The sequence below is a fragment of the Geobacillus stearothermophilus ATCC 12980 genome (genome assembly GCF_030369615.1).
Classification (GTDB): domain Bacteria; phylum Bacillota; class Bacilli; order Bacillales; family Anoxybacillaceae; genus Geobacillus; species Geobacillus stearothermophilus.
In genome coordinates this window covers 1,795,659-1,822,181 of record NZ_CP128494.1, presented here as the reverse complement: position 1 = coordinate 1,822,181, position 26,523 = coordinate 1,795,659, and the positions used below count along the sequence as shown (strand labels likewise).

The 26,523-nt window shown below is 53.5% G+C and carries 26 protein-coding genes and 4 pseudogenes; 21 read left to right on the top strand and 9 right to left on the bottom strand.

Translation table 11 applies throughout. The annotated features are described in order from the left end of the window. The first annotated feature begins 110 nt into the window (after nucleotides 1-110). Entirely contained in the window at nucleotides 111-1,085 is a 975-nt protein-coding gene (locus QSJ10_RS09875; RefSeq protein ID WP_053532716.1) for an aromatic acid exporter family protein, read from the top strand. Nucleotides 1,086-1,153: 68 nt separating this feature from the next. Further along, complete coding sequence (locus QSJ10_RS09870; protein WP_053532715.1) at nucleotides 1,154-1,660, top strand: L,D-transpeptidase; 507 nt, start codon at nucleotides 1,154-1,156, stop codon at nucleotides 1,658-1,660. 43 nt (nucleotides 1,661-1,703) lie between these two features. Here the strand turns inward: QSJ10_RS09870 and prli42 are convergent, their stop codons facing one another. Further along, entirely contained in the window at nucleotides 1,704-1,796 is a 93-nt protein-coding gene (gene prli42, locus QSJ10_RS09865; protein ID WP_152908485.1) for a stressosome-associated protein Prli42, read from the bottom strand. 213 nt (nucleotides 1,797-2,009) lie between these two features. On the opposite strand from prli42, the pseudogene QSJ10_RS09860 reads away from it, so the two are divergent. The 6 genes and pseudogenes from QSJ10_RS09860 to gnd all read left to right on the top strand — a co-directional run. Beyond that, a pseudogene (locus QSJ10_RS09860) lies at nucleotides 2,010-2,342 on the top strand (VOC family protein); the annotation flags it as partial. After that, a pseudogene (locus QSJ10_RS09855) lies at nucleotides 2,326-3,519 on the top strand (acyl-CoA carboxylase subunit beta); the annotation flags it as partial. The pseudogenes QSJ10_RS09860 and QSJ10_RS09855, both read left to right, overlap by 17 nt. 258 nt (nucleotides 3,520-3,777) lie before the next feature. Beyond that, a complete protein-coding gene (locus QSJ10_RS09850; RefSeq protein ID WP_033016462.1) occupies nucleotides 3,778-4,902 on the top strand; it encodes a tripeptidase T in 1,125 nt (374 codons plus the stop codon). Between the two features lie 117 nt (nucleotides 4,903-5,019). Continuing rightward, complete coding sequence (locus QSJ10_RS09845) at nucleotides 5,020-5,505, top strand: chemotaxis protein CheW (RefSeq protein WP_049624856.1); 486 nt, start codon at nucleotides 5,020-5,022, stop codon at nucleotides 5,503-5,505. An 82-nt stretch (nucleotides 5,506-5,587) separates the two neighbouring features. Continuing rightward, nucleotides 5,588-5,782, top strand: coding sequence for a hypothetical protein (locus QSJ10_RS09840; protein ID WP_080706545.1), 195 nt, complete (start codon nucleotides 5,588-5,590; stop codon nucleotides 5,780-5,782). 161 nt (nucleotides 5,783-5,943) lie between these two features. After that, nucleotides 5,944-7,353, top strand: a complete 1,410-nt coding sequence (gene gnd / locus QSJ10_RS09835) for an NADP-dependent phosphogluconate dehydrogenase (protein WP_033016466.1) — start codon at nucleotides 5,944-5,946, stop codon at nucleotides 7,351-7,353. A 164-nt stretch (nucleotides 7,354-7,517) separates the two neighbouring features. Here the strand turns inward: gnd and QSJ10_RS09830 are convergent. Further along, a pseudogene (locus tag QSJ10_RS09830) lies at nucleotides 7,518-8,159 on the bottom strand (bacitracin ABC transporter permease); the annotation flags it as partial. 357 nt (nucleotides 8,160-8,516) lie between these two features. Between QSJ10_RS09830 and QSJ10_RS09825 the strand changes: the two are divergent. Both QSJ10_RS09825 and QSJ10_RS09820 read left to right on the top strand, forming a co-directional pair. Further along, a complete protein-coding gene (locus tag QSJ10_RS09825) occupies nucleotides 8,517-10,145 on the top strand; it encodes a YncE family protein (protein ID WP_235597744.1) in 1,629 nt (542 codons plus the stop codon). 198 nt (nucleotides 10,146-10,343) lie between these two features. Next, a complete protein-coding gene (locus tag QSJ10_RS09820; RefSeq protein ID WP_033016471.1) occupies nucleotides 10,344-11,711 on the top strand; it encodes a glycoside hydrolase family 1 protein in 1,368 nt (455 codons plus the stop codon). 107 nt (nucleotides 11,712-11,818) lie between these two features. Here the strand turns inward: QSJ10_RS09820 and QSJ10_RS09815 are convergent, their stop codons facing one another. Both QSJ10_RS09815 and zwf read right to left on the bottom strand, forming a co-directional pair. Continuing rightward, a complete protein-coding gene (locus QSJ10_RS09815; RefSeq protein WP_033016473.1) occupies nucleotides 11,819-12,436 on the bottom strand; it encodes a cyclase family protein in 618 nt (205 codons plus the stop codon). 73 nt (nucleotides 12,437-12,509) lie between these two features. Then, nucleotides 12,510-14,003, bottom strand: coding sequence for a glucose-6-phosphate dehydrogenase (gene zwf / locus QSJ10_RS09810; protein WP_053532712.1), 1,494 nt, complete (start codon nucleotides 14,001-14,003; stop codon nucleotides 12,510-12,512). A 228-nt stretch (nucleotides 14,004-14,231) separates the two neighbouring features. Between zwf and rnz the strand changes: the two genes are divergently transcribed. Further along, a complete protein-coding gene (gene rnz, locus QSJ10_RS09805) occupies nucleotides 14,232-15,155 on the top strand; it encodes a ribonuclease Z (RefSeq protein ID WP_033016476.1) in 924 nt (307 codons plus the stop codon). Here the strand turns inward: rnz and namA are convergent. Together namA and proI are read right to left on the bottom strand one after the other, a co-directional pair. Further along, a complete protein-coding gene (namA, locus tag QSJ10_RS09800; protein ID WP_033016477.1) occupies nucleotides 15,152-16,174 on the bottom strand; it encodes an NADPH dehydrogenase NamA in 1,023 nt (340 codons plus the stop codon). The genes rnz and namA overlap by 4 nt on opposite strands. Before the next feature lie 139 nt (nucleotides 16,175-16,313). After that, nucleotides 16,314-17,153, bottom strand: coding sequence for a pyrroline-5-carboxylate reductase ProI (gene proI, locus QSJ10_RS09795; protein WP_049625499.1), 840 nt, complete (start codon nucleotides 17,151-17,153; stop codon nucleotides 16,314-16,316). A gap of 509 nt (nucleotides 17,154-17,662) precedes the next feature. On the opposite strand from proI, the gene QSJ10_RS09790 reads away from it, so the two are divergent. Beyond that, nucleotides 17,663-18,634 carry an MBL fold metallo-hydrolase gene (locus QSJ10_RS09790; RefSeq protein WP_033016478.1) on the top strand — a complete coding sequence of 324 codons (972 nt, stop codon included), beginning with the start codon at nucleotides 17,663-17,665 and terminating at the stop codon, nucleotides 18,632-18,634. After that, on the top strand, nucleotides 18,625-19,413 hold the full coding sequence (locus tag QSJ10_RS09785) for an SDR family NAD(P)-dependent oxidoreductase (protein WP_033016479.1): 789 nt from the start codon (nucleotides 18,625-18,627) through the stop codon (nucleotides 19,411-19,413). The genes QSJ10_RS09790 and QSJ10_RS09785 overlap by 10 nt, the downstream gene beginning before the upstream one ends. A 126-nt stretch (nucleotides 19,414-19,539) precedes the next feature. Here the strand turns inward: QSJ10_RS09785 and QSJ10_RS09780 are convergent, their stop codons facing one another. Further along, nucleotides 19,540-19,737, bottom strand: a complete 198-nt coding sequence (locus QSJ10_RS09780; RefSeq protein WP_033016480.1) for a YqzH family protein — start codon at nucleotides 19,735-19,737, stop codon at nucleotides 19,540-19,542. 15 nt (nucleotides 19,738-19,752) lie between these two features. Further along, a pseudogene (locus tag QSJ10_RS09775) lies at nucleotides 19,753-19,971 on the bottom strand (CDGSH iron-sulfur domain-containing protein). Nucleotides 19,972-20,055: 84 nt separating this feature from the next. On the opposite strand from QSJ10_RS09775, the gene QSJ10_RS09770 reads away from it, so the two are divergent. The 5 genes from QSJ10_RS09770 to QSJ10_RS09750 all read left to right on the top strand — a co-directional run bounded on the left by QSJ10_RS09770 (nucleotide 20,056) and on the right by QSJ10_RS09750 (nucleotide 22,784). After that, entirely contained in the window at nucleotides 20,056-20,400 is a 345-nt protein-coding gene (locus QSJ10_RS09770; protein ID WP_033016481.1) for an iron-sulfur cluster biosynthesis family protein, read from the top strand. Then, nucleotides 20,390-20,629, top strand: a complete 240-nt coding sequence (locus QSJ10_RS09765) for a YqkC family protein (RefSeq protein ID WP_033009050.1) — start codon at nucleotides 20,390-20,392, stop codon at nucleotides 20,627-20,629. Before QSJ10_RS09770 ends, QSJ10_RS09765 begins: the two co-directional genes overlap by 11 nt. A 268-nt stretch (nucleotides 20,630-20,897) precedes the next feature. Further along, nucleotides 20,898-21,122, top strand: a complete 225-nt coding sequence (locus QSJ10_RS09760; RefSeq protein WP_033016482.1) for a DUF3886 domain-containing protein — start codon at nucleotides 20,898-20,900, stop codon at nucleotides 21,120-21,122. 15 nt (nucleotides 21,123-21,137) lie between these two features. After that, nucleotides 21,138-21,491 (top strand): hypothetical protein, encoded by a 354-nt coding sequence (locus QSJ10_RS09755; RefSeq protein ID WP_033016484.1) that lies wholly within the window; start codon nucleotides 21,138-21,140, stop codon nucleotides 21,489-21,491. 45 nt (nucleotides 21,492-21,536) lie between these two features. Continuing rightward, nucleotides 21,537-22,784: an RNA-guided endonuclease InsQ/TnpB family protein gene (locus QSJ10_RS09750; RefSeq protein ID WP_053532306.1), complete on the top strand. Its 1,248-nt coding sequence runs from the start codon at nucleotides 21,537-21,539 to the stop codon at nucleotides 22,782-22,784. 64 nt (nucleotides 22,785-22,848) lie between these two features. On the opposite strand, the gene QSJ10_RS09745 is transcribed toward QSJ10_RS09750, so the two are convergent. Continuing rightward, on the bottom strand, nucleotides 22,849-23,769 hold the full coding sequence (locus tag QSJ10_RS09745) for an aldo/keto reductase (protein ID WP_033017162.1): 921 nt from the start codon (nucleotides 23,767-23,769) through the stop codon (nucleotides 22,849-22,851). Nucleotides 23,770-23,887: 118 nt separating this feature from the next. Between QSJ10_RS09745 and QSJ10_RS09740 the strand changes: the two genes are divergently transcribed. The 3 genes from QSJ10_RS09740 to spoIIM all read left to right on the top strand — a co-directional run bounded on the left by QSJ10_RS09740 (nucleotide 23,888) and on the right by spoIIM (nucleotide 26,513). After that, entirely contained in the window at nucleotides 23,888-24,451 is a 564-nt protein-coding gene (locus QSJ10_RS09740; protein WP_033017160.1) for an NUDIX domain-containing protein, read from the top strand. Then, the gene (locus QSJ10_RS09735; RefSeq protein ID WP_033017159.1) at nucleotides 24,441-25,631 is read left to right on the top strand and encodes an endonuclease Q family protein; all 1,191 of its coding nucleotides are present in this window, start codon (nucleotides 24,441-24,443) and stop codon (nucleotides 25,629-25,631) included. The genes QSJ10_RS09740 and QSJ10_RS09735 overlap by 11 nt, the downstream gene beginning before the upstream one ends. 219 nt (nucleotides 25,632-25,850) lie before the next feature. Further along, entirely contained in the window at nucleotides 25,851-26,513 is a 663-nt protein-coding gene (spoIIM, locus tag QSJ10_RS09730; RefSeq protein ID WP_033017158.1) for a stage II sporulation protein M, read from the top strand. Nucleotides 26,514-26,523: the final 10 nt, after the last annotated feature.

Here is a 26,523-nt window from a genome sequence, read left to right as displayed (position 1 = left end):
TGGGACAGATCGGCTTCGGAGCGGAGGCCAGGATTGTCCGTTTTTCCTTGCACCGAAAGGGCCGTCATCGGTACAATGAAGTCGGCAACCATTGGCAAAGGAGACTCGCGATGAAAATCGGCTATCGGACATTGAAAACGGCGGTGGGGGTGGCGCTGGCGATTGCCATCGCTCAGCTCATCGGTCTTCATAACTTCGCTTCTGCCGGCATTATCGTCATCTTATGCGTCCAAGTGACGAAAAAGCGGTCGCTTGAGACCGCCCGGGCTCGTTTTGCGGCGTGCGTTGTCGCGATCGGGTTTGCGGCGTTGTTTTTTACCGTCTTCGGCTATCATCCGTGGACGATTGGGCTGTTGCTTTTGTTGTTCATTCCGGTGACGGTTCGCTTGAAAATCAATGAAGGCATTGCGACAAGCTCGGTCATTATTTTGCATTTGTATGCGGCCGGGGACATCACGTGGGGATTGGTCGCCAATGAGATCTTGCTGGTAGCGGTTGGCATTGGGGTAGCGCTGCTGATGAACATGTATATGCCGAGCGCCGAGAAGCAGCTCAAAGAGTACCAGCGCATTGTCGAAGATTTGTTTCGCATTATTTTAAAAGAAATCGTCCGCTACTTGCGCACAAATGAGCTTGATTGGGATGGGAAGGAGCTGCCGCTTGCGGCGGAGACGCTCGACAAAGCGAAAAAGCTCGCCATGCGCCACGCCGACAATCAATTATGGCGGAATGAGGATGAATATGTCCGCTACTTCCGCATGCGCGAGCGGCAGTTGGAAGTCATCGAGCATATGCTTCCGCTTGTGACATCGCTTGTCTACACGGTCGAGCAGCGGATGATGGTCGCCGATTTTATCGACGAATTAAGCGACGCCATTCACCCGGGAAATACGGCCGATCGGTTTTTGCGGCGCCTTGCCGAGATGCGCGAACAGTTTAAGGCGATGCCGCTGCCAACGACGCGCGAACAGTTTGAAGAGCGGGCGGCGTTGTTTCATTTGGTGCGCGAATTGGAGCGATATTTAATCATCAAAAGCGAATTCCATCTCGGAAACGAACGAAAACCGCAGCGGCTGAAGGCATGATGCAGGGCATATGTCCATCCGTTTTGGCGCACACTATAGCCAAACGCTCAAGCAAAGGATGGACGGATATGCGGGTATGGTTGGCCATTTGTCTCGTGATCGCCGCCGTATTGGGGGCTCCTTTTCAGACAGCGGCGGAGGCGAAGCCGCTTGTCATTGTGAACAAAGCGATCAATAAGCTCGCGCTCGTCCGCGACGGCCGCATCGAAGCCGTCTATCCGGTGGCGACCGGGGTGAATGCGGCGTTGACGCCGGAAGGAATGTTTACCGTGACGGTAAAGGCGAAACACCCGTATTATCGGAAAAAGAACATCCCGGGCGGAGCGCCGAACAATCCGCTCGGCACAAGGTGGATCGGTTTTGATGCGCGCGGGACGGATGGGCGCATCTATGGCGTCCATGGAACAAACAACCCTGCATCGATCGGGGGCTACGCTTCGCAAGGCTGTGTGCGTATGCACAACCGCGATGTCGAGCATTTGTACGAGCGAGTGCCGATCGGCGCACGCGTGCTCATTCTCCGCAGCAACGAGTCGTTTTACGACATTGCCAAGCGATACGGCGCCATCCAATGAGAAACGCAAGCTTCCAGTTTCGGAGCTTGCGTTTTTTGCCGGGTTAAAACCATAGGCTGATGCCGGCAAGGAGCGTCGTCAGCAGCATGCAAATGAGCATCAAGTAAACCACGAATTTTTGCGTTTTGCGCGACAACGGTCCGTCCTCCTTCCGTCCGCTGTTCTACGTTTATTGTAACGGCAAACAGCGGAGCGGACAAGGAAAAAAGCAGGATGAGAGATGAAACGAACCGCTCCATGGCTTGACCGTTGCGCAGACAAAGAAAAACAAAAAAAGCAGGATTTTTTGTCGAAACGGCGAATAATAAAACGTTGGCCTCATCATTTTGCGGCAAAGGGGTTGCAGACGATGCACGTGAAAAAAGTCGACCATATCGGCATCGCCGTCCGCTCGATTTAGAAAGCGCTTCCGTTTTATGCAGATGTGCTCGGCCTGCCGTTTCTCGGCATCGAGGAAGTCGAGTCGGAGCAGGTGAAAGTGGCGTTTTTGCAGGCGGGAGAGGCGAAACTGGAGCCGCTTGAGCCGCTGTCGGCAGAGAGCGCGGTGGCGAAAGTTATCGAGAAGCGCGGCGAAGGGATTCAGCATGTGGCGCTTGGGGTGGAAGACATCACCGAGCGCATCCGTGAGCTGAAGGAGCACGGCATCCGCATGATTCAAGATGCGCCGAAACGCGGCGCCGGTCATCGGCTTGAACGATTCGGGCGGCGCCCGCATTCAAGAAGGGGTCTTGTCGCTGGACGGGTACGGGCACGTTTTTTACCGCAACGTCATTTACTCCGGGGTCATTCCGCAAATTTCTGTCATCATGGGGCCGTACGCCGGTGGAGCCGTCTATTCGCCGGCTATCACCGATTTTGTGTTCATGGTCGAAAAAACGAGCCAAATGTTCATCACTGGCCCGAAAGTGATTGAAGCGGTGACCGGGGAGAAAATCAGCGCCGAAGATTTAGGCGGCGCCCGCGTGCACAACACGATCAGCGGCAACGCTCATTTTGCGGCGGCGAATGAAGAGGAAGCGCTCGCCGAGGTGCGGCGGCTCTTAGGCTATTTGCCGTCAAACAATAACGAAAAGCCGCCGTTTGGCCCGATTCCGGACGGGGACGATTACCGCCCCGATTTGGCTGATGTCGTGCCGATTGACGCCGTCCGCCCGTACGATGTGCGCCACGTCATCGCCCACGTCGTCGATGACGGATCGTTTCTGGAAGTGCAAAAAGATTTCGCCAAAAACATCGTGATCGGCTTTACCCGCATCAAAGGCGAAGTGGTGGGGCTTGTGTGCAACCAGCCGAAGTTTATGGCCGGCGGGCTTGACATTGATTCGTCCGACAAGGCGGCGCGTTTTATCCGTTTTTGCGATTCGTTCAACATCCCGATCGTTACGTTTGAGGACGTCACCGGCTTTTTCCCGGGCGTCAAGCAGGAGCACGGCGGCATCATCCGCCATGGGGCGAAAATTTTGTACGCCTACTCGGAAGCAACGGTGCCGAAAATTACGGTCATTTTGCGGAAAGCGTACGGCGGCGCGTACGTCGCCTTAAACAGCAAATCGATCGGCGCCGATGTCGTCTATGCGTGGCCGAACGCCGAAGTGGCCGTCATGGGGCCGCAAAGGGCGGTGAACATCATTTTCGCGAGCGAAATTGAAAAAAGTCCGAATCCGGAAGAAACGCGGGCGCAAAAAATTGCCGAATACCGCGAGAAATTCGCCAATCCGTATGTCGCCGCCAAATACGGCATGATCGATGACGTCATCGACCCGCGCGATACGAGAATCAAGCTCATTCAGGCGCTCGAGATGCTTCGAAACAAGCACGAGGAGCGGCCGAAGAAAAAGCATGGCAATATTCCGCTGTAAAAACGGGGTCAAGGGGCCCCGTTTTGTTGCTTGGCCTCTATTTTCGCATACGGATTCGCATCCATCAGGCTCATTCCGCTGCTATGTCTCCCATTGCTTACGGATTTTTTCGTCTGTCGAACCCGGGAGCTCGCGCTGGCGCATTGCGAACGTGGCTGTCAGCGCTGTGCGTGCCGATCGTTCCGGCGTCTGGTTTGGCTCTTGGCGGAACATTTCGGTATACTTAAGGTGGAATACATAAGCAGGAGGAAAAAAGCGATGGTCAATGAACAGCGTCTTGTCGACGAATTTTTGGAACTCGTGCAAATCGATTCGGAAACGAAGCATGAAAGGGACATTGCGAAAGTGCTCAAACAAAAGTTTGAAGCGCTTGGCCTCGATGTGATCGAAGACGATGCGGCCGCGAAAACGGGGCATGGGGCAGGCAACTTGATTTGCACGCTCGCGGCGACGAAAGACGGGGTGGATCCGATTTATTTCACGTCGCATATGGATACGGTCGTGCCGGGCAAAGGCGTGAAGCCATCGATTCAAGACGGCTATGTCGTCACCGACGGGACGACGATTTTAGGCGCGGATGATAAAGCGGGCTTGGCGGCGATGTTGGAAGCGATTCGGGTGTTGAAAGAGCAAAACATCCCGCACGGCGTGATCCAGTTTATCATCACCGTCGGAGAAGAGTCGGGGCTTGTCGGGGCGAAGGCGCTTGATCCGTCGCTCATCCAAGCGAAATACGGCTATGCCTTGGACAGCGACGGCAAAGTCGGCAACATCGTCGTCGCCGCCCCGACGCAGGCGAAGCTGAAAGTCGTTGTGCATGGCAAAACCGCTCATGCCGGTGTGGCGCCGGAAAAAGGGGTGTCAGCCATTACGATTGCGGCGAAAGCGATCGCGAAAATGCCGCTCGGCCGCATCGACGAGGAAACAACGGCCAACATCGGCCGCTTTGAAGGCGGCACGCAAACGAACATCGTCTGCGACCGCGTCGATATTTTAGCGGAAGCCCGTTCCCTCGTTCCGGAAAAAATGGAAGCGCAAGTGGCGAAAATGAAAGAAGCGTTTGAAACAGTCGCCGCAGAAATGGGCGGCCGCGCCGATGTCGAGGTCGAAGTGATGTACCCAGGCTTCAAGTTCAGCGACGGCGACCACGTCGTCGAGATCGCCAAGCGGGCGGCGGCGAAAATCGGCCGGCCGTGCAAGCTGGAGAAAAGCGGCGGCGGCAGCGATGCCAATATCATCGCCGGCTTCGGCATTCCGACGGTCAACCTCGCTGTCGGCTATGAAGAGATCCATACGACGAACGAGCGGATGCCGATTGAAGAGTTGGTCAAACTGACGGAAATGGTCATCGCCATTGTCGAAGAAGTCGCCAATGCCGAGTGAGCATCCCGAGGCTGGATGCTCTTTTTCTCGAGCGGAGAACATTCGCGCTGAAAAGTAGGATGAAAGCTGCCGATAAAAAAAGCAAAGGCAAGATGTTGAAGAAGAGAGGGCTGGGGAATGGACAAATACGTCATCTTTCGCGTTGAGCGGGAACAGTACGCCGTTTCGATCGCGTATGTCGTCTCGATTGAAAAAATGACAGCGCCGACCGCCGTTCCGCATATGCCGGACTATATGGCCGGCGTCGTGCGCATCCGCGGCGAGCTTGTGCCGGTGCTCGATATGCGAAAGCTTCTATATGGGAAAGCGATCGAGGAAACCGAGCAGACGCGTCTTGTCGTCGCCGCGGTCGACGGGTTGTCGGTGGCGTTTATCGTTGACGAAGCAAAGGAAATTGTCGATATTGAACCGGAAGCCATCAAACCGCTGCAGCTCGTATCCGCGGAGCGCACGCCGTATGTCGTCGGGATCGCGACGCTGCCGGAGCGGCTGCTCACGGTGCTGGATCCGCGCGTCTTGTTTGCCCATTTGGAAGAAGCGGACGCGATTCGCGAGCAGGTGGCCGCTGCCCAAGCCGCTGCCCGGGCAGGAGAGACGGTATAGGTGTTTGCCTATACCGTTTTTTCTTCCGCGCATATCCTAATCATGGAAATGAACTTCAACTCATGAAGAGGAGGCGCATTCCATGGTTCGACCGTTCGGTCCGTATATGGGCGGCTTTTATCCGCCGTACTTTGGCGGCTACGGCTATCCTCCATACGGTTATCACCATCATCATTGGCATGGAGGGTATGACGGCTATCATCACTTCCCGTATGGCGTGCCTTATGGTCATTACCCGTTTGGACCATACGGCTTCCCGCACTATGGAGGCTACTAAGCATGAGGGGCGTTGCGCCCCTTTCATTTTCAATATGAAAATGGCAAACAAATCCGTCGTGCAGACTCGTTCCTAAATCGGTTTAGAAAAACTTGCAGGCAAGCGCAAACGTATGGTATGTTGTTTGATGAACAAACAAAAACGGAAAGGGACGTTGGACAATGGCGAAACAGCAAATCGGCGTCATCGGACTGGCGGTCATGGGGAAAAACTTGGCGCTCAACATCGAAAGCAAAGGCTATTCAGTGGCGGTCTACAACCGTTCGCGCGAAAAAACGGACGAGTTTTTGCAAGAAGCGAAAGGAAAAAACATTGTCGGTACATACAGCATCGAAGAATTCGTCAACGCCTTGGAAAAACCGCGGAAAATTTTGCTGATGGTCAAAGCCGGAGCGCCGACGGACGCGACGATCGAACAGCTGAAGCCGCATTTGGAAAAAGGCGATATTGTAATTGACGGCGGCAATACGTATTTTAAAGATACGCAGCGCCGCAATAAAGAACTCGCTGAACTTGGCATCCACTTTATTGGCACGGGCGTCTCGGGCGGCGAGGAAGGGGCGCTGAAAGGCCCGTCGATTATGCCAGGGGGCCAAAAAGAAGCGCATGAGCTCGTGCGCCCGATTTTTGAAGCCATCGCCGCCAAAGTCGACGGCGAGCCGTGCACGACGTACATCGGTCCGGACGGCGCGGGGCATTATGTCAAAATGGTGCACAACGGCATCGAATACGGCGACATGCAGCTGATCGCTGAAGCGTACTTCCTGCTCAAACATGTGCTCGGCATGGATGCTGCAGAGCTGCACGAAGTGTTTGCCGACTGGAACAAAGGCGAATTGAACAGCTACTTGATTGAAATTACGGCCGACATTTTCACGAAAATCGATGAAGAAACAGGCAAGCCGCTTGTTGATGTCATTTTGGACAAAGCTGGGCAAAAAGGGACGGGCAAATGGACGAGCCAAAACGCCCTCGATTTGGGCGTGCCGCTGCCGATCATCACGGAATCGGTGTTCGCCCGTTTCCTCTCGGCGATGAAAGACGAGCGCGTGAAAGCAAGCAAAGTGCTGGCAGGCCCAGCGGTGAAGCCGTTTGAAGGCGACCGCGCCCACTTCATCGAAGCCGTGCGCCGCGCGCTTTATATGAGCAAAATTTGCTCGTACGCCCAAGGGTTTGCGCAAATGAAGGCGGCTTCTGAGGAATACAACTGGAACTTGCGCTACGGTGATATCGCCATGATCTTCCGCGGCGGCTGCATCATCCGCGCGCAATTTTTGCAAAAAATTAAAGAGGCGTATGACCGTGATCCAGCGCTTTCGAACTTGCTCTTGGATTCGTATTTCAAAGACATTGTCGAACGCTACCAAGACGCGCTCCGCGAAATCGTCGCCACCGCGGCGATGCGCGGCATTCCGGTGCCAGGATTCGCAAGCGCCCTCGCCTATTACGACAGCTACCGCACCGCGGTGCTCCCAGCCAACTTAATCCAAGCGCAGCGCGACTACTTCGGCGCCCACACGTACGAACGCGTTGACAAGGAAGGCATTTTCCATACGGAATGGTTGAAATAAGAAAAAAGCCCTTAGAGTCATTCACCACTCTAAGGGCTTTTCGTGTTCGATAAAGCTAAAATTCGTTCCGTCAACTGGAACTGCATCTTCAGAATGGGATGACCACTGATCGAGTGGGCGAACGTTGGAACGGTTTTGGTTCTTCCCTCACTCGCTGCATCGTTTTAAAGCGCCTCGCGAATTAGCTTTTTGTAATAACGAACGGACAACACGCCAAACAGCGAATAGCGGACCGTGTAAATCGCCATCACCGTCAACATCGGCGTCCACAGTTCGGTGCCGAAAAAGAACCAGCCGGAACGGACAGCGAAATAGCTATGGGACAATCCCAGCAACAACGGAATGCCAAAGTAGAACAGCTGTTTCCGCCGAATGCCCCCGAGCAAGTCTTTTTCGGTGAATCCCAGTTTGCGCAAAATGGTGTAATTCGGCCGCTCTTCTTCGCCGGCGCCCATTTGCTTGAAGTAAAGAATGCAGCCGGATGTGACCAAAAAGGCGAGTCCTAAAAAGGTGACGACAAACATGATCAATCCGAACGTTTGCTTTTGGTGGCGGCTCATCATCAGGCGCGAATCGGCGATGGAGGAAAACTCCATGCGTTGAAACAACTGATCAGCCCGTTCAATATTTGTTTCGTCAGTCAGATGAATTCCGATATGCACCTTTTTCTTTTGTGGATCGGTTTCTTTTTGCAAATGATCAAACATTGTTTGGTCGACGATGACAGTCGGCATGCCGTACGTGAAATGGTAGTTGACGTAATAGTCTTTTTTCATTCCAAGGTAATGAAGTGGGACCATGCAGCCAAACGGGGTGCGTATGGCAAAAAGAGCTTGAAGTGATGATCGACGGTGGGCTATCATGGATATTGAGGATGGATAAGGAATGGTCAAATGTCGGTGCACGATTGTTTGAGCTATTCTATGCGCAAGGAATGTATAAGGAAGGAATTAGAAATCATTGTTTGACGGGGGATTGGAATGGGAACAACATTTAGGAAAGGTTTTTTATTTTGTCTCTTCTTGTTTATCTGTCTTTTCCATGTGTTTCCTTCCGCTAAAGCGGAAGCAGCCGGACCGCGTACGCAACAGCTTCCTGGGCGCGTGCTCGATTGGGTCATGGATGATCAAAATGGGTATATTTATGCGCTCACGGAAAAGGGGATGTTATTATTTATTGAAGCGAGCACATTGTCGATCAAAAAGCAGGAACCCGTTTCTCTGCGGGCATACAGCGCTTTATGGCGGAAATATACCCAGCGGTCGGTCACTCTTCTTTTGCGGGACGGGAAGCTGTATGTGCCGTCTGAAACATCGATAGACGTTTTTGACGTCAAAACGAAACGGCTGATTCAACGAGCCCCGTATAACGGATTGCCGTTTGGCTTATTAGGCAACAAAATCGTAACTTTCGGAAAGCAGTACGGGCGCGGGAAGACGACGTATGAGATGTACATGTGGGATTTGGCGGCGAAACGCCAAACAAGCCGGCTGATTGCTGATCCTAACTTTTTTTCCGTTTTTTCAGAGGAAAATACGTTGTTTTTCGATGAGAAGCGAGGTCTGGCCTTCATCGGCCGCAATGTTTCCATTCCTGATTTAGCGGTATTGCGCCTGTCCGATTTGAAGGTGGTGAAGCGAGTTTCGTATCAAGGGCCGAGAGGCAGCGCGCCCATCCATCCGCTCATCGTTGACGGAAGCGATGTGTTTTTTGCGGGAAGGCGCATTGATGCCGGAAATATCAACATGGTGCACGACTGTTATAACGGCCCCGTTTTAGATGTTCAAGGGGCCTACGTGGTGACAAATAAGGCGGTGTATGACCGTTACACCTCTGCTAAGATAAACGCGCTTCCATTCCCGACGAACTATGCGTTGATGGATGCAAAGTACAATTTGTATTTGATCAAAGAAGGGGAAAATCGAATTTATAAATATCCATTGCCGGCCGATGAAAGCTATTATGTTCGATCGTCCCATTATGCTTTCACCAATGTCCCCATTTCCCATTTGGCTTATGATTCGTCGACCGGATGGTTGTATGTGTTGTCCGCCGAAGACAGCAAACTGTTTGTCATTCGCGCCAGCGACATGAAAATGGTGAAAGAAATTCATCCCGGACCGCAGCCGACGGATGTAAAAATTGATGGCGGCAAGGTGTATGTTGCGCTATCGGGAGCGACGAAAATGGCGATTTACGACGCCAAAACAATGCGGTTTCTTGGAACGGTGCCGCTGATCGCTGCTCCGCGTTCATTGGCGATCGGGGACGGGAAAATTTTCTTCACGGACAATAGCCGCACGTTGACGGGATCGATTGCCGTTTATGATATGAAGACGAAAAAACAATGGCGAATCCCAAAGGTATTCATCAATCCGTTGATTGGGTATGACGAAAAACAAAATGTATTGTATGTTGGACAGGAAGGAACATCGGATCATAATCTGTATGCGGTGCGGCTTTCCGATTGGCATGTTTCGCAACTATTGTCCTTCCCTGGAGGGGATGATGCCTTTTTTATGAACGGCGGGGAGATTTTTTACGGAAAGGCGCGCATCAATCCAGCCCAGCCCGGCGCATTGGTGGCCGCTGAATTTCCGGAGCCGCTGCGGGCGGCGAGCCGTCAATATATCATCACCAGCCGTGCCATTTATAACCGGGCAACAGGAACGAAAATCGCCGATTTGTCATCTGAAGCGTTGCTCGCAACGGCTGGAGATGATGGAATGATCTTCACGTATCGAAAAGTGGCTACGAACCATTATTTGATTAAGCAAAAACTGTCTCAATAAAATTGCCATTACTGGGAGCGTTGGTGCTCTCCAAAGCGCGTGAAACAGTTTTCACAACGTCTAGACGGGCTTCGTACCTCCGCCCGTCTAGTTTTATAAAGAAGCAAATATGTCATAATGAGGATGATGCCCAAGGGTGAATTTTCCAAGGCGTTCAATCACTGAAACACGTCTGTTCACAGATAGGAGGGTCTTTCCATGTCACAACAGCGTAAATCGATCATCCCCGACGGCTTTTTATGGGGTGGGGCGGTGACGTCGTTCCAGACGGAAGGGGCGTGGAACGAAGGCGGCAAAGGGCTGTCGATCGTGGATGCGCGCCCGATTCCAAAAGGGCATTCCGATTGGAAAGTGGCGGTCGATTTTTACCATCGCTACAAAGAAGACATCGCTTTGTTCAAGGAGCTCGGCTTTACCGCCTACCGGACGAGCATCGCTTGGACGCGCATTTTTCCGGACGGGGAAGGGGAGCCGAATGAAGCGGGCTTGGCGTTTTATGACGCTGTGTTTGATGAATTGAGGGCGAACGGCATCGAGCCGGTCATTACGCTGTACCATTTTGATTTGCCGCTGGCTTTGGCGAGAAAATACAACGGCTTCGCATCAAGGAAAGTCGTCGACTTGTTTGAGCGGTACGCGCGCACCGTATTTGCGCGTTACCGCGGGAAAGTGAACTATTGGCTGACGTTCAACGAACAAAATTTAGTGCTCGAACAGCCGTATTTATGGGGGGCGATCTGCCCGGAAGACGAAGACCCGGAAGCGTTTGCCTACCGCGTCTGTCATAACGTGTTCATCGCCCACGCGAAAGCCGTGAAGGCGCTGCGCGAAATCGCTCCCGAGGCGAAGATCGGCGGGATGGTGACGTATTTGACGACGTATCCGGCGACATGCCGGCCGGAAGACGCTTTGGCGAACGTGCAGGCGAAAGAGCTGTTCATTGATTTCTTCTTTGATGTGTTCGCCCGCGGCGCCTATCCGCGTTATGTGACCAACCGGCTTGAGAAAAAAGGAATCTGCCTGCCGCTCGAAGCGGGGGATGAGGAGTTGCTCCGTTCGCAGACGGTCGACTTTTTGTCGTTCAGCTACTATCAAAGCCAAATCGTCCGCCATCAGGAACAGGATGAGCGGATCATCAAAGGGCTTGAACCGAACCCGCACTTGCCAAAGACGAAATGGGGCTGGGCGATCGATCCGATCGGGTTGCGGATTGCCTTAAAAGACGTGTACGCCCGCTATCAGATGCCGATTTTCATCACCGAAAACGGGATCGGATTGGAAGAGGAGCTGAATGAGAACGGTACGGTCGAAGATGATGAGCGGATCGACTATTTGCGCCGTCATATCGAACAAATGAAGATGGCCATGGAAGAAGGCGTCGAGGTGATCGGCTATTTGATGTGGGGGGCGACGGATCTATTAAGCTCGCAAGGGGAGATGCGCAAGCGCTACGGCGTCATTTTCGTCAACCGCGACGACGAGAACTTGCGCGATTTGAAGCGCTATAAGAAAAAAAGTTTTTATTGGTTCCAGCGCGTCATTCGCACGAACGGGGAAGAGATGTAAACAGAGGCGGGGAAGCCCCCGCCATTTTACCAGTCTTTAGGGCGGCCATGGCGAATATTCAATTTGACATGATCAAACAGCCGGTCCCATCAAGGGGCCGGCTGTTTTTACGGCTCGCGGTCAAACAGCAAGACGCGCGCCGGGGCGGCGTCGGTGCCGACGAGTTTGAGCGGGGCGGCGACCATGAAATAGCGGCCTTCGGGGACGTCTTTCAGCCGCAGCCCTTCGATGATGATGACGCCGGCCGAAAAGAGCGTTTTATGGGTCGGATGGCCTTCTTGCGCTCGCTCAATGCCAAGGGCGTCGATGCCGACGCCGCGGATTTGTTTGTCGGCCAAATAACGAGCCGCGTCTTCGGCGACGAAAATAAACTCAAAGTTAAATGCATCATCAAAGGAGTTTTTCGTTTTAAACAGAACGAAGTCCCCTTCTTGAATGTCAAGATGCGCGATGTCGTCTTTCGTGATCCGGTCGTTGACATCGGTTAAATCGAACAGCTTGCACGGGCCGACGAGGTCGTCCAATGGAATCGTTTCAAACGTCGCTCCGCCTTCGACCATATGAAGAGGGGCGTCAATGTGCGTGCCGGTGTGCACGTCCATGTCAATGCGCGATTCGGTCACATAGCCGTTGGTGACGGTGGTGCGCTTCGGTTGTTTTTCCGGTTTGTTTTTATATACGGGCATGCCCTCGTAAATCGGGGCCGTGACGTCATACACCTTCATCGTTCATTCGCTCCTTTGCATGAGAGATAACGCTCGCTTGTCCAAAAGGGCGGCGGGCGCAAACGATTCGCGGTTATGGCCGCGGATGCTCGATCGGCCACCAGTGGAAGCCGTCTTTTTTGAGCAGCTCGCCCGCGGCCGCCGGGCCCATGGAGCCAGCCGCATAGTTCGGAAAGTCGGAAGCTTTTGTGTTCGCCCACACCTCAGAAATTGGGTCGACAAACTGCCATGACGCTGCTACCTCATCCCAATGGGTGAAGTTTGTCGCGTCGCCGCGCATGCAGTCGTACAGCAGCTTTTCGTACGCTTCCGGCGTGTTGATCCCATCGATGCAGTTGTTGCAATAGTCGAGTTGAAATGGAGCTGTTATGGTCGTCGATTCCCCGGTTTTTTTGCCGTTTAAATGAAGGGTGATCCCTTCGTCCGGCTGGATGTGGATGACGAGCAAGTTCGGGGCGATCGTCTCATTCGTCCGGTAATACAAGTTCATCGGTACATCTTTAAATTGGACGACGATTTTCGTCGATTTTTCCGCCATCCGTTTGCCGGTGCGAATGTAAAACGGCACGCCAGCCCAACGGAAGTTGTCGATCAGGAGTTTTCCAGCGACGAACGTTTCCGTGTTCGAGTCCGGATCGACGTTCGGCTCCTCGCGATACGCCGGCACGTGTTTGCCGTGGATCACCCCGCGCCCGTATTGGCCGCGCACGAAATAGCGGTCGACTTCATCGTGCGCAATCGGGCGCAAGGCGCGCAACACTTTCACTTTTTCATGGCGGATGTCATCGGTCGTTAATTTGATCGGCGGTTCCATCGCCAACAGAGCGACCATTTGCAGCATATGGTTTTGCACCATGTCGCGCAACGCCCCGGAATGGTCGTAGTAGCGGCCGCGGTCTTCGACGCCGAGCGTTTCGCTCGATGTGATTTGAATGTTGGCGATGAACCGGTTGTTCCAAAGCGGCTCGAAAATGGCGTTTGAAAAGCGGATGACCTTGATGTTTTGCACCATTTCTTTGCCGAGGTAATGGTCGATCCGGTAGATTTCCCGCTCGGAAAAGACGCGGCGAATCTCGTCATTCAGCTTCTCGGCGCTCGCCAAGTCATGCCCGAACGGCTTTTCGATGACGAGCCGCTTAAAGCCGTGCGTTTCCGTCAATCCTTCCGACTGCAAGCGGGAAGTAACGGTGCCGAAAAATTCCGGCGCCATCGCCAAATAAAAGATGCGGTTGCCTTCGGTCTTGTATGTGCCGTCGAGCTGTTCGAGGAGCGACTTTAAGCGCTGATACGACTCGGCTTCCGTCACGTCGAACGGATGGTAATAGAAATGGGAGGTGAATCGGCCGTCGGCGAGCTTTTGGTGAAACGCCGTTTCGACCGAGTCGCGCACATAGTTCCGGAACTCGTCGGCCGACAACGGGCGGCGCGCGACGCCGACGACAGCGAATTGCTCGTTCAAATGCCCTTTTTCATACAGGCGGTAAAGGGACGGAAACAGTTTCCGTTTCGCCAAATCTCCCGTCGCTCCGAAAATGACGATGATCGATTTCGGATTCATGTTGTCCACCGTATGTACCTCGCTTTAACCAAATTTGTCTCTTCAATGAAACCATTGTAGAGGTTTGCCGGTCGGAACGCAAACACTTTGTTGCTTTCCGGCGGGAAAGCGTTTATGTTCATGAAAGAGCCGGGCGCCAACCCGGCGTTTTTGAGCGCAAAAGAAAGTTGAAAAGCCGTTTTGACATTGGTACGCTAACAACAGGCCATATTGAGCGAGAAAAAGGAGTGAAGCGCGTTGGAACTGTTGTTTTTAGGCACGGGTGCCGGCGTGCCGGCCAAAGAGCGCAACGTATCGTCCGTCGCCCTGCAGCTGCTTGGTGAACGCGGGGCGACATGGCTGTTTGACTGCGGCGAAGCGACGCAGCATCAAATTTTGCATACCGCCATTCGCCCGCGCCGCATCGAGCATATTTTTATTACGCACTTGCATGGCGACCATTTGTTTGGATTGCCTGGACTGCTAGGCAGCCGTTCGTTTCAAAGCGGCGAGACGCCGCTTACGGTCTTCGGCCCAAAAGGCATTCGCGCGTTTGTCGAAACGGCCCTTGCCGTCAGCGGGACAAAGCTCCGCTATGAACTGAACATTGCGGAGATCGATGAGGGCGTCATTTTTGACGATGAACGGTTTTCCGTCATCGCCAAACGGCTCGATCACGGCATGCCGTCATACGGTTTCCGCGTCGTTGAAAAAGATTTGCCCGGCCCGCTCTTGGTCGAGCGATTGCAAGCACTCGGCGTCCGCCCCGGCCCGATTTATCAAGAAATTAAGCAAGGAAAAACGGTCGTGCTGGATGACGGCACGGTCATCGACGGGCGCGAATTTGTCGGGCCGCCGCAAAAGGGGAGAATCGTCGCCGTGTTGGGCGACACCCGTTTTTGCGAAGCGGCGATTGAACTCGCCCGCGATGCCGATGTCGTCGTCCACGAGGCGACGTTTGCCGCGGCGGAACAGCGGCTGGCCCATGACTATTTCCATTCCACGACCACAGACGCAGCCGAGGTGGCGAGGCGGGCCGGGGCGAAGCGGCTTATTTTGACCCATATCAGCTCTCGCTACCAAGGTGAGGCGGCGCTGCAGCTCGTCGCCGAGGCGCGCAGCGTGTTTCCGAACACCGAGCTCGCCGTTGATTTCGCCTCGTTTTCGATCCCGCGCGGTTAAAACCGCCAGCCGCGCTCATATTGGACGGGCGCCGAGATTTTTGCGCCCAGCTCTCTCGCCGCGGCGTATGGCCAATACGGGTTGCGCAGCAGCTCGCGCCCCAAAAAGACGAGATCGGCGCGGCCGTTTTGCAAAATTTCTTCCGCTTGCCAGCCGGACGTAATGAGGCCGACAGCGCCGGTCGGGATGTCTGCTTCACGGCGGATCAGTTCGGCAAATGGCACTTGGTAGCCGGGATAGACGTTCATGCGCGCCGGAACAATAGCGCCGGAGCTGACATCGACGAGGTCGACTCCTTGTTCTTTCATCCGCTTGGCGTATGGGACATAGTCTTTGGCCGTCAGCCCGTCCGGATGGTAGTCGGACGCCGAGATGCGGACAAAAAGCGGTCCGTCCCACACCTCGCGGACAGCGTCGATCACCTCGCCTAAGAAACGGTAACGGTTTTCCGGAGAGCCGCCGTACTCGTCTTGGCGCCGGTTGGAGAGCGGCGATAAAAATTCGTTAATGAGGTAGCCGTGGGCGGCATGGATTTCAATGACGTCAAAGCCGGCTTCCTTCGCGCGCCGTGCGCCGTTTTGGAACGCTTGCACCGTTTCTTCAATGTCGGCTTTCGTCATTTCTTTTGGCGTCGGCGACGAATCATCAAACGGGACGGCTGACGGAGCGATGATCTCTCCCGGCACTTGCGATTTTCTCCCCGCATGGGCAAGCTGGATGCCGATGGCCGCCCCATGCTCTTTCACAAGCCCAACGAGTTCGCGAAGCCCGGCGATATGGTCATCGCTCCAAATGCCTAAGTCGCGTTCAGAAATGCGACCTTGCGGCGTCACGCCGGTCGCTTCAACGATAATCAAGCCGACTTGGCCGACAGCGCGAGCCGGGTAGTGGATTTTATGCCACGTGCGTACGGCGCCGTCTTTCGTGTCGCACGAATACATGCACATCGGCGACATGACAATTCGGTTTTTCAGCGTCAGCCCGCGGATTGTATACGGCGAAAACAATACCGTGTTCATGACAAGCAGCTCCTTTCTAGGCCGATGAGTGGTTCATGACTGATGATAGCACGCTGCTTATCAAAAACAAAATAAAACGGATTGTCGCCGTGTTCGGGCTAGGCGGGAAAAGGAGCGGCGCGCTCCGGAGGTCCGCTCTTTACGCTTCGGCGATGGCAGAGAGAAGAGCGCTGCCGAGCTCTTCGGAGCGGGCCGTCGCCCGGCGGATGCAGGCGATGACCGCTTCTTGGAACCGGTATTGCTCAAGCACGCCAATGCCGGCTTCGGTCGTGCCGCCTGGGCTCGTGACTTCACGGCGCAGGACGGATGGGTGCTTGTCGGACGCTTTTAGCATCTCGGCTGCGCCGATGATCGTTTGCAAAATGAGCCGTTTGGCGACATCTCGCTCAAGGCCGATGTCGGCCGCCGCTTTTTCCATCGCTTCGACCAAGTAATACACATACGCCGGACCGCTCCCGGACAGGCCGGTGACCGCATGCAAGTCGCGCTCCGGCACAACAGCGACGATGCCGACCGTTTCAAACAGCTGTTTGGCGACCTCAAGATGTTCTTTCGCGGCGAAGCGGCCGCCGGCGATGGCGGTCGCTGATAAGCCGACGGCGGCGGATGTGTTTGGCATGGCGCGCACGACAGGGATGTTGCGTCCAGCGAGCCGTTCGATCGTCTCGGTCGTGATGCCCGCGAGCAGTGAAAGAATGAGCTGATGGGCGCGGAGGGTCGGTGCGATGGCGTTCATCGCTTCGACGACGTCTTTCGGCTTCATCGCCAAAATGACGATATCCGCTTGTTTGACGGCTTCTTGCGCGCAACCTGCCGTGCAAACACCGTATTGGCGCGCCAGCTCCTCAAGCCGAGCGCGGTTTTGTCGGTTGGCGACGACAATGTGCGCCGGATGGCAAAACGCTTTCGTCATGCCGGCGATGAGCGATTCCGCCATCGAGCCGGCGCCGATGAGCGCGATCGATCGTTCGTTGTTCATCATTCCACTCCTCCTTGCCTTGGTGTATCCATCCAAAAGAGAAAGGTTTCCCGTCCTGCAAAAGGACGGAAAACCTTCGTTTCCGCGGTACCACCTTTTTTGGCCCGATTTGGCCCAAGCGCCAAACAGGCCCGACTCTGCCCCGATAACGCCGGGGAGGCGTTTAGGTTGGCCTAACAGCTCCTAGGGTAGGTTCAACCGCAAAGAGGGCCGCAAAGCCTTCCAGCCGCGGGCTTCGCTCTCTGGTGCCGTTTGCGGTTTACTGGCCCTGTTCATCGCCGGTTTGCCGTATCCGTGATGTTATTAGTCATTATGCCGCGGGACAGGCGCTGTTGTCAAGAGAGGAGAGCGAATTTTTTTGCAATTTCGTCGTGCGGAAGAAAAAGGCATGACAAATGGATGAAATCGATGTAAACTGTAAAATAAAATATAATGAATAACTATTCATTTTGACTGATGAAACGGTTCGAACGGGATGGTTCATGAACTTGAGGAAAGAAGGGAATGCAATGAACGAGGAACGAGTGTATCGGATCACAGTGCCGACGCCGTTTCCGGTCGGCGATGTGCATATGTACGTGATCGCCGGCGATCGGTTGACGCTGGTCGATGCCGGAGTGAAAACAGAGGAAGCATGGCAGCTGTTTGTGAAGCAGCTTGGCGAGGTCGGTTATGCGCCAGAGGATATTGAACAAATCGTCATTACTCACCATCATCCGGATCATGTCGGCTTGCTTGATTATGTTCCGCATGCGCCGATCATCGGTCATCCGAAAGCGGATCCGTTTTTGCGCCGCGAACGTTCGTTTATGGAGCGGTACGTCCAATTTTTTCAGGAATTTTTTACGGAATGCGGCGTCGACCGCCGTTTGTTCAGTCAGCTGTCCAAAGAAGGCGGATCGCTTCGCTACGCAAGCCGGCGCGGGCTTGACATCATGGTGACGGAAGGGGACGCGGTGCCGGGGATGCCCGGGTGGCAGGTCATCGAAACGCCGGGGCATGCGCAAAGCCATATCGCCCTCTACCGCGAGGCGGACGGATTGCTGATCGGCGGCGATCATTTGCTTGTTCATATTTCCCCGAATCCAATGATGGAGCCGCCGGCGGAAGGGGAGACGGGACGGCCGAAACCGTTGTTGCAGTACAACGAGTCGCTGCAAAAAATGCTGCAATACGATATCGTTCGCTCGCTAAACGGCCATGGCGACGATGCGACCGATATTCCGGCGCTCGTTCGAGAGCGGCTGGGTAAGCAGCGCCAGCGCGCCGAGCGGGTGCTCGAAATGGTGAAAGAACGCCCGCATACGGTGTTTGACGTTTGTCAAAAGCTGTTCCCGACCGCTTACGAACGCCAGCTCATGCTGACGATGTCAGAGACGATCGGCCAGCTTGATTATCTCGAGGCGAACGGGTATGTGACGAAAAAGCAGGAAGCCGGCCGATACGTCTACGAAGCGGCGGGGGTGTCGGTGTGCGGCTGAAGGGGCGCCATGTCGTCATTACCGGAGCGTCGGGAGGAATTGGCGAGCAAATCGCCTATGAAGCGGCGCGCCAAGGGGCGGTGCCGGTGCTCTTGGCGCGCAGTGAAGAAAGGCTGAAAGAAGCGAGCGCGCGGATCGAAGCGCAAACCGGTATTCGCGCCCCGTATGCATCGCTTGATGTCAGCGACCGCGGCATGATCGAGGCGGTTGTTTCCCAGCTCATTGCGGATCTTGGCGCGATCGATGTGTTGGTCAACAACGCCGGGTTTGGTGTCTTTCGCTATGTCGAGGACATCGACTTGGATGAAATGGAGAGGATGTTTGCCGTCAACGTCTTCGGCCTCATCGCCTGTACGAAGGCGGTGTATTCGCATATGAAAGAGAGAGGAAGCGGTCATATTATCAACATTGCGTCGCAAGCCGGCAAAATCGCGACGCCGAAGTCGAGCGTCTATTCCGCGACGAAACATGCCGTCATCGGCTTTACTGACAGCCTTCGCCTCGAGGCGGGGCGCTTTGGCATTTTTGTCACGGCCGTCAATCCGGGGCCGGTGGAGACGAACTTTTTTTCAACCGCTGATGAATCGGGAGAGTATGTGCGCAACGTGTCGCGTTGGATGCTGCGCCCGGAGGCGGTGGCGAAGCGTGTGGTCGACGTGATGATGACGCCGACGCGCGAAGTGAACATGCCGCGTTGGATGGATCTCGGCAGCCGGCTGTATCGCCTTGCGCCGAGTTTGGTGGAAAAGGTGGCGAAAGGGGCGTTTTTCCAAAAGTAAGCGAGGGTGTCCCAAATATAAGGGGCACCCTTTCTGATCATCGTCTAGACGCGCGAAACGCCTTTCCTCTTCTTGAAGAAAGATGGCCTTTGGGGCCAACCCCGTGTTCGTTTGACACGAGCCGGGTCAAGCGCTGGTGATGAACCGGTAGACGGCGTCATGGACAAGTTCATACATGTCCGCGTTTGGCTGCCTCTCTTTGGCGGCGGCAATGCGGGCGCAAAGCTCGCGCCAGTCGTCTTCGCCAAGCGGCATCATGTCATCATCATAGCCATAATGCCGCAGGCAGTTGCGCACTTGTTTTTGCAGCCATCGTTCGTCCATCGGCTTCTCACCGCCTTATTGTTTATCCGTTTCCGGCAAAGGGGCGCGGACGACCGATTGGAATCGGCCTTTATGTGAACCGTCGCAAAACGGTTTATTGTTCGACAGCCCACAACGGCAGAGCGAAAACGTTTATTTCGTCACAAACGGCTTTCCTTCTCCATCGAGCAGTTCCACATCGCCGGTGACGCGCAGCGAACCGTTGTCATTCACTTTGATTTGCACGTTTGCCATCGCTTGTTCCTTCTTTGCTTTGACAGTTTCGCGTGTTGGTAGGTAAAATGAAAAAGAAAATCAATAAGGAAAAAGGAGTCAAGCATGAGTGTATCGATCACGTTTACGGATGCAGCCAAGCGAGCGCTTGCCTCTATTGTAGCGCAATCCGAGCGGCAGTTAAAGCTGGCGTTTGACACGGACGGCTGCGGCTGTTTGGTCGACGGCGTTCCGGTGCTATGGCTTGTCGACAAGGCCGATGACGATGATTTGGCCGTCGAGACGAATTTCGTGCCGGTGCTCGTGGAACGGTCGCGCCTTATCTTTTTTGATGAAGCGATGACGATTGACGTCAAGCCGGGAACAACCGTTTTTCAGCTCAAAAGCCTAGGGCAAACGTTGAATGGTCATATGCCGCTTGTTGAGGTGAAATCCGGCGATGAACGGTAAGTTAGAGCAGCTCGCAAAGACGGCGAAGCAAAAAACATGGGTGTCGTTCACCCATGAAAACGATCCGTACAGCTTGCTTCATTGGTCGGTCGCCGGCCCGTATCATGAGGCGAAAGACGTCTGGCTGCTGCAAAACGAAATGACGTTTGAAACGAAAGAGTTTCCGACGCTGGAGGCGGCCATTGCTTGGCTTGGTGAGCATATGCCGCACATCACCGAAGTGTTGTAAAGGGGACGCCCTGAAAGCCGGTTTGGGCTGCAGGGCGCCCCTTTTGATAAAAGCTGCATCGTCCATGTTGCGGTTATTGAGGACTGTTTTGCCGCTTGGTCGGGTGGATTGCTTTTTCCAATTCTTCTTTTGCGATCACCGGCTTGACCGTATCAGCGGACGGTTTCCCTTTTTGGGCGCGGTTTTTCGCCATCCATCATCTCTCCTTTTCTTTGTCGTGTAGTTGTATCGTTTGACAAATGAACGATTGTTATGCAAGGGGGCGGACATGATGAAGAAAATCGGGCGAAAAAAAGAGCAAGGGACGGAGGCTTTGACGATCGCCGACCGGCTTGGCGCCGCGGTGGAAGCGAAGCTGCTTGAGAAAAAGCGCGCACTTGCCGAGGAAGAAGCGCGGAGGCGAGCGGCAGAGGAAGCGCGCCGCCGTGAGGAACAGAAATCGTTTGCCGAGCTGCTTGAGGAAAGCGAGCTAGACTGGCGGAAATTTAAGTAGCGGAGGGGATGGACGATGAAATCGAATGCGGCAGCGACGCGCCCCTCTTCTTTTCCATTCTGGACGGCCGGAGCAGTCGTCGCGTTGGCCGTCAATTTGCGCGCGCCGCTTACGACGGTCGGCCCGCTCGTCACAAATGAGCGGCCGCACGTACCGAACGAGAGCCCGTATGCGGCCGTCAACGGCCGCCGGGCTCTCGATTTGTTTGCATTTTTTGGCTCGATCTATTTTTCAGCAAGGCATGTCGGCTTTCTTTCCGCTCCTTTGGTTTTTATCTTAATTAGGCGAGAAGACTCCCACTTTAACGAAGCGAAGCGGAGTAAGTGGGAGATGAATCGCCTTAACTATATTTTGCTGAAAATAGGATAGATTCAGTAAAATATAGTATAATATAGTTAGATGGGAGGTGAAGAAATGTATTTTTGTATCAAACAACAGCTAAATGGTTTGACCAAAGAAGAATACTTGACTCTTCGAGAACTGTGCCATATTGCCAAGAACATGTACAACGTCGGATTGTACAATGTCAGACAATACTATTTTAAACACAAGGAATTTCTTAATTATGAGAAAAACTATCATCTTGCAAAAACTAACGAAAACTATAAGCTGTTAAACAGCAACATGGCACAGCAAATTTTAAAAAAGGTCAATGAAGCCTTTAAATCTTTCTTTGGTTTGATCAGTCTTGCCAAACAAGGAAAATATGACCACAAGGCTATCAGTATTCCAAAATATCTTAAAAAAGATGGCTTTCATTCACTGATCATTGGCCAGATTCGTATAGACGGCAACAAATTCACGATACCGTATTCTCGCCTATTTAAAAAGACTCACAAGCCTATCACGATAACGATTCCGCCTGTGTTACTGGACAAAAAGATTAAGCAGATTGAAATCATTCCTAAGCATCATGCCAGGTTCTTTGAGATTCAGTACAAATATGAAATGCCTGAAGATCAAAGAGAATTAAATGACCAAAAAGCACTGGCAATTGATTTAGGATTAAACAATGTTGCCACTTGTGTCACATCAGACGGCAGATCATTCATCATTGATGGGCGGAGATTAAAAAGTATAAATCAATGGTTTAACAAAGAAAATGCCAGACTTCAAAGCATAAAAGATAAGCAAAAAATCAAAGGCACCACTCGTAAACAGGCTTTGCTTGCTATGAATCGCAATAATAAAGTGAATGATTATATCAACAAGACTTGCCGTTACATCATTAACTACTGTATTGAAAATCAAATTGGCAAACTTGTCATTGGCTATGCGGAAACATGGCAACGCAATATTAATCTAGGAAAAAAGACAAATCAAAACTTTGTCAATATTCCTCTCGGTAACATAAAAGAAAAACTAGAATATCTTTGTGAATTTTACGGCATTGAATTCTTGAAACAGGAAGAATCCTATACGTCTCAAGCCAGCTTTTTTGACGGCGATGAGATTCCTGAATATAATGCCGACAATCCAAAAGAATATAAGTTCAGCGGCAAACGTATTAAGCGCGGCTTGTATCGAACAAAGTCTGGCAAACTAATTAATGCTGATGTCAATGGCGCATTAAACATCTTAAAGAAAAGTAAAGCTGTAGACCTGAGTGTCTTATGCTCTAGCGGCGAAGTGGACACGCCTCAAAGAATAAGGATTGCTTGAAGCAGTCAAACTTCTTTGGAAGCCCCCACTTCAAATTTTCGCTAGAAAATTAAGTGGGGGTAGTTCACCGATGCACGTCGTACACCGAGCGTTTTGTCGTTTGTTTCAGCCATTCGTATTCGTCGGCATCAAGCGGCGGGGCGGAAGCGGCGGCGATGTTTTCTTCAAGCTGCCGAAGCCGGCTTGCGCCCGGAATGACGGCGGCAACGACCGGGTCATACAGGCAAAATTGCAGCGCGGTCGCGGTCAATGAACGGCGCCCGGCCGTTTTTTCCTTCAGCTTCGGGATGAGCGCCTGCAGTTCTTTGTAGGAATAATCGAGGTATCCGTGTTCTTTCACCGCGCTGCTCGCTTGTTCAAGCGAGCGGCTCGTGAGCAAGCCTCTAGCGACCGGACCGCGGGCGATCACGCTGATGTGATGTTCGCGAAGAAGCGGGAACCATTCTTCCGGCCGCCGGTCAAGCAAGCTGTATTGCATCATGACGCTGACGATGTTCGAGCGCTTCACATATTCGCGAATGACGTTTGGGCGGATCGAGGAGATGCCGTACCAACGGATGACGCCTTCTTGCTTCAGCTCTTCGAACGCTTCAATCGTCTCATCGATCGGGTCGTCGATCGTGCCGCCGTGGAGCTGGTATAAGTCAATGTAGTCCGTTTGCAGGCGGCGCAGGCTCTCTTTGACCGCTTGTTTGATATAGGCTTTTGACGGATCCCAGTCCCAGCCGCTTCCGTCTCGGCGCCAACGGTTGCCGACTTTTGTCGCGATGATGACTTGGTCGCGTTTTCCTTTCACCGCTTTGCCGACAAATTCCTCGTTTAAGCCGCGGTCGTATAAATCGGCTGTATCCAAGTAGTTGATGCCGCGCTCCAATGCTTCATGGATGAGATAGATGGCATGGTTTTCATCAGTGCCGAGCGACATGCAGCCGAGTCCAATTTCGCTGACGTATAAGTCTGATGTGCCGATGCGGCGTTTGTTCATCTTTTGCGCCCCCTTTCGCGATCGATGATGATATGTTCATTGTACAACGAAAGCGAAAAAATGGCCAAACATGTAGTACAATGGAAAAGAGTCCATCAATCGATAGGGGAGAAGAAGAATGGAGAAGTTGTATGAAAAAACCGTCCACAAAGAGAAATTGTTCAGCGGCCGCATCATTGACTTGTATATCGAGGAAGTCGAGCTGCCAAATGGGAAAACGAGCCGGCGCGAGGTGATCAAACATCCGGGGGCGGTGGCGGTGCTGCCGCTGTTGCCGGACGGGAAAATCGTTCTTGTCCGCCAGTACCGAAAAGCGCTGGAGCGCGCATTAGTCGAGATTCCGGCGGGCAAGCTAGAACATGGGGAAGAGCCGCTCGCTTCCGCACACCGCGAGCTCGAAGAAGAAACCGGCTACCGCGCCCATTCGATGCGCCATCTCATTTCCTTTTATACATCCCCAGGGTTTGCCGATGAACTCATCCATTTGTATGTCGCCGAGGGGCTGGAAAAAGCGGAGGACAGCGCCGGTTTGGATGAAGATGAGTTTGTCGAGCTGTTGGAAGTGACATTGGAGGAGGCGCTTGAGATGCTTCAACAACGCGACATTTACGATGCGAAAACGGCATACGCCTTGCAATATTTGCAGCTGCGCCGCGCGCTAGGGGAGCAAAATGCCGAATAAAAAAAACGAGCGCGGCCTCGGCTGTTATTATGCTGATTTACATATTCACATCGGCCGCACCGCCTCGGGCCGCCCGGTGAAAATTACTGGGGCGCGGACGTTGACGCTTGAGAACATCTTGCATGAAGCGGCTGAGGTGAAAGGGATCGACCTCGTCGGCGTCATTGACAGCCATGTGCCCGAAGTGCTGGACGAGCTCGAGCGGGCAATGGAGAAGCACGGTTGGCGCGAACATGAGGGGGGCGGCGTCAGCGCTGGGAAAGTGACGCTTTTGTTAGGCAGTGAAATCGAAGTATATGACGACCATTGCCATGGACCGATCCACGTGCTCGTTTTTTTGCCGACTGTGCAGACGATGCGCACGTTTTCCGGCTGGCTTGGCAAACGGGTAAAGAACATGTCGCTCAGTTCACAGCGCGTTTACGCCTCCGGCCGCGAGCTGCAAGCTGCCGCGAAAGAGCAGGGCGGCTGGTTCATTCCCGCGCACGCGTTCACCCCGTTTAAAAGCTTGTACGGAAAAGGGGTCAAGCACAGCCTGACAGAAGTGTTTGACCCGGATTGGATTGATGCCATTGAACTTGGGTTAAGCGCCGACACGGCGATGGCGGACCAGATCGCCGAATTGCATCGCTACCCGTACTTGACGAATTCCGATGCCCATTCGCTGCGGAAGATCGCCCGCGAATATGAAGAAGTGCGGCTCGCCGCCCCGACGTTTGCTGAATTGGAAAAAGCGCTGCGCGGTGAAGACGGGCGCGCGATTGTCGCCAACTACGGTTTAAATCCCAAACTCGGAAAATATCACCAGACAGTGTGCGAGCGCTGCCTTGCGCCGGTTGCACCGGACGTCGACCGCTGTGCGGCATGCGGCCATCATCGCTTCGTGAAAGGCGTGTTTGACCGGCTTGCGGAGCTGAAAACGGCGGAACGCGGGCCGAAACGGCCGCCGTACATTTATCAAGTGCCGCTTGAATTCATCCCCGGCCTTGGTTCAAAAGCGTATGAAAAGCTGCTCGCCCGTTTTGGCACGGAAATGAGCGTTCTTCATGAGGCGGCGGAGGAAGAGATCGCGGAGACGGTGGGAGAAAAGTTGGCCCAACTGATCGTCCTTGCCCGCAGCGGTGCGCTCCATATCGAGGCCGGGGGCGGTGGGAGATACGGGAAAGTGTGGGAGGGGTAACCACTCGGGCAGCGCTCCTGCCGTTCATCATCATGCCGTGCGTGCTGCTTGGCCCAGCCATGCGCCAATGGACCGAGGCGGCGTGCCGCCCGTGGAGTTGGTCACACGTCGGTGTTGAGCTGCTTTTTTATTCCATCACCAGCCTTTTAGAAAAACAGTCATACCGAAAGCGGATGGACATACAATCTACTAAGAGACAAAGTAGGAGGACGAAGCACAATGAGAACCCATCCGCTGAAATCGGCTATCGCTGTTCATTGGCGTGAACATGCTTCGCTGTACGTGTTTGTCATCGTCCTGTTTCTCATGGGCGTCATTTTCGGCGCCATTGTCGTCAACAGCCTCGGCTTCAGCCAAAAGCAAGATTTGTATTATTACTTGGCGCAATTTTTTGGACAAGTATCAAAAGACAACGTGGCAAGCGCCCACGACATGTTCCGTCAAAGCTACATGCATAACGTCAAATATATGGTCCTCATGTGGGTGCTCGGCATTTCCGTCATCGGACTGCCGGTCATTTTGGTTTTACTGTTTTTAAAAGGCATTGTCGTCGGCTTCACCGTCGGCTTTTTAGTCAATCAAATGGGCTGGAAAGGGTTTTTATTGTCATTTGTTTCGGTGATGCCGCAAAATTTGCTTGTCATTCCGCTCATGATCGTGATGGGCGTGATGTCGATATCGTTTTCCTTGCGGATGGTGCGCAATCAGTTTATGAAACGGCCGCACGAGCCAGTGTTCCCGATGGTGATGCGCTATGCCGCGGCGATGGCCGCGGCCGCCTTCGGGCTGCTTGTCTCTTCGGCGGTGGAAGCGTACCTTTCGCCGGTCTTGATGAAACAGGTGGTGAAATGGGTCGCTAATTTAATAATAATTATTATGTAGTAATCATTTT

What these genes read in the sequence shown, in the direction of transcription:
- QSJ10_RS09875 (WP_053532716.1), top strand. Translation starts at nt 111, where the DNA reads ATGAAAATCGGCTATCGGACATTGAAAACGGCGGTGGGGGTGGCGCTG.
- QSJ10_RS09870 (WP_053532715.1), top strand. Translation starts at nt 1,154, where the DNA reads ATGCGGGTATGGTTGGCCATTTGTCTCGTGATCGCCGCCGTATTGGGG.
- QSJ10_RS09850 (WP_033016462.1), top strand. Translation starts at nt 3,778, where the DNA reads ATGGTCAATGAACAGCGTCTTGTCGACGAATTTTTGGAACTCGTGCAA.
- QSJ10_RS09845 (WP_049624856.1), top strand. Translation starts at nt 5,020, where the DNA reads ATGGACAAATACGTCATCTTTCGCGTTGAGCGGGAACAGTACGCCGTT.
- QSJ10_RS09840 (WP_080706545.1), top strand. Translation starts at nt 5,588, where the DNA reads ATGGTTCGACCGTTCGGTCCGTATATGGGCGGCTTTTATCCGCCGTAC.
- gnd (WP_033016466.1), top strand. Translation starts at nt 5,944, where the DNA reads ATGGCGAAACAGCAAATCGGCGTCATCGGACTGGCGGTCATGGGGAAA.
- QSJ10_RS09825 (WP_235597744.1), top strand. Translation starts at nt 8,517, where the DNA reads ATGTTATTATTTATTGAAGCGAGCACATTGTCGATCAAAAAGCAGGAA.
- QSJ10_RS09820 (WP_033016471.1), top strand. Translation starts at nt 10,344, where the DNA reads ATGTCACAACAGCGTAAATCGATCATCCCCGACGGCTTTTTATGGGGT.
- QSJ10_RS09815 (WP_033016473.1), bottom strand. Translation starts at nt 12,436, where the DNA reads ATGAAGGTGTATGACGTCACGGCCCCGATTTACGAGGGCATGCCCGTA.
- namA (WP_033016477.1), bottom strand. Translation starts at nt 16,174, where the DNA reads ATGAACACGGTATTGTTTTCGCCGTATACAATCCGCGGGCTGACGCTG.
- proI (WP_049625499.1), bottom strand. Translation starts at nt 17,153, where the DNA reads ATGAACAACGAACGATCGATCGCGCTCATCGGCGCCGGCTCGATGGCG.
- QSJ10_RS09790 (WP_033016478.1), top strand. Translation starts at nt 17,663, where the DNA reads ATGAACGAGGAACGAGTGTATCGGATCACAGTGCCGACGCCGTTTCCG.
- QSJ10_RS09780 (WP_033016480.1), bottom strand. Translation starts at nt 19,737, where the DNA reads ATGGACGAACGATGGCTGCAAAAACAAGTGCGCAACTGCCTGCGGCAT.
- QSJ10_RS09770 (WP_033016481.1), top strand. Translation starts at nt 20,056, where the DNA reads ATGAGTGTATCGATCACGTTTACGGATGCAGCCAAGCGAGCGCTTGCC.
- QSJ10_RS09765 (WP_033009050.1), top strand. Translation starts at nt 20,390, where the DNA reads ATGAACGGTAAGTTAGAGCAGCTCGCAAAGACGGCGAAGCAAAAAACA.
- QSJ10_RS09760 (WP_033016482.1), top strand. Translation starts at nt 20,898, where the DNA reads ATGATGAAGAAAATCGGGCGAAAAAAAGAGCAAGGGACGGAGGCTTTG.
- QSJ10_RS09755 (WP_033016484.1), top strand. Translation starts at nt 21,138, where the DNA reads ATGAAATCGAATGCGGCAGCGACGCGCCCCTCTTCTTTTCCATTCTGG.
- QSJ10_RS09750 (WP_053532306.1), top strand. Translation starts at nt 21,537, where the DNA reads ATGTATTTTTGTATCAAACAACAGCTAAATGGTTTGACCAAAGAAGAA.
- QSJ10_RS09745 (WP_033017162.1), bottom strand. Translation starts at nt 23,769, where the DNA reads ATGAACAAACGCCGCATCGGCACATCAGACTTATACGTCAGCGAAATT.
- QSJ10_RS09740 (WP_033017160.1), top strand. Translation starts at nt 23,888, where the DNA reads ATGGAGAAGTTGTATGAAAAAACCGTCCACAAAGAGAAATTGTTCAGC.
- QSJ10_RS09735 (WP_033017159.1), top strand. Translation starts at nt 24,441, where the DNA reads ATGCCGAATAAAAAAAACGAGCGCGGCCTCGGCTGTTATTATGCTGAT.
- spoIIM (WP_033017158.1), top strand. Translation starts at nt 25,851, where the DNA reads ATGAGAACCCATCCGCTGAAATCGGCTATCGCTGTTCATTGGCGTGAA.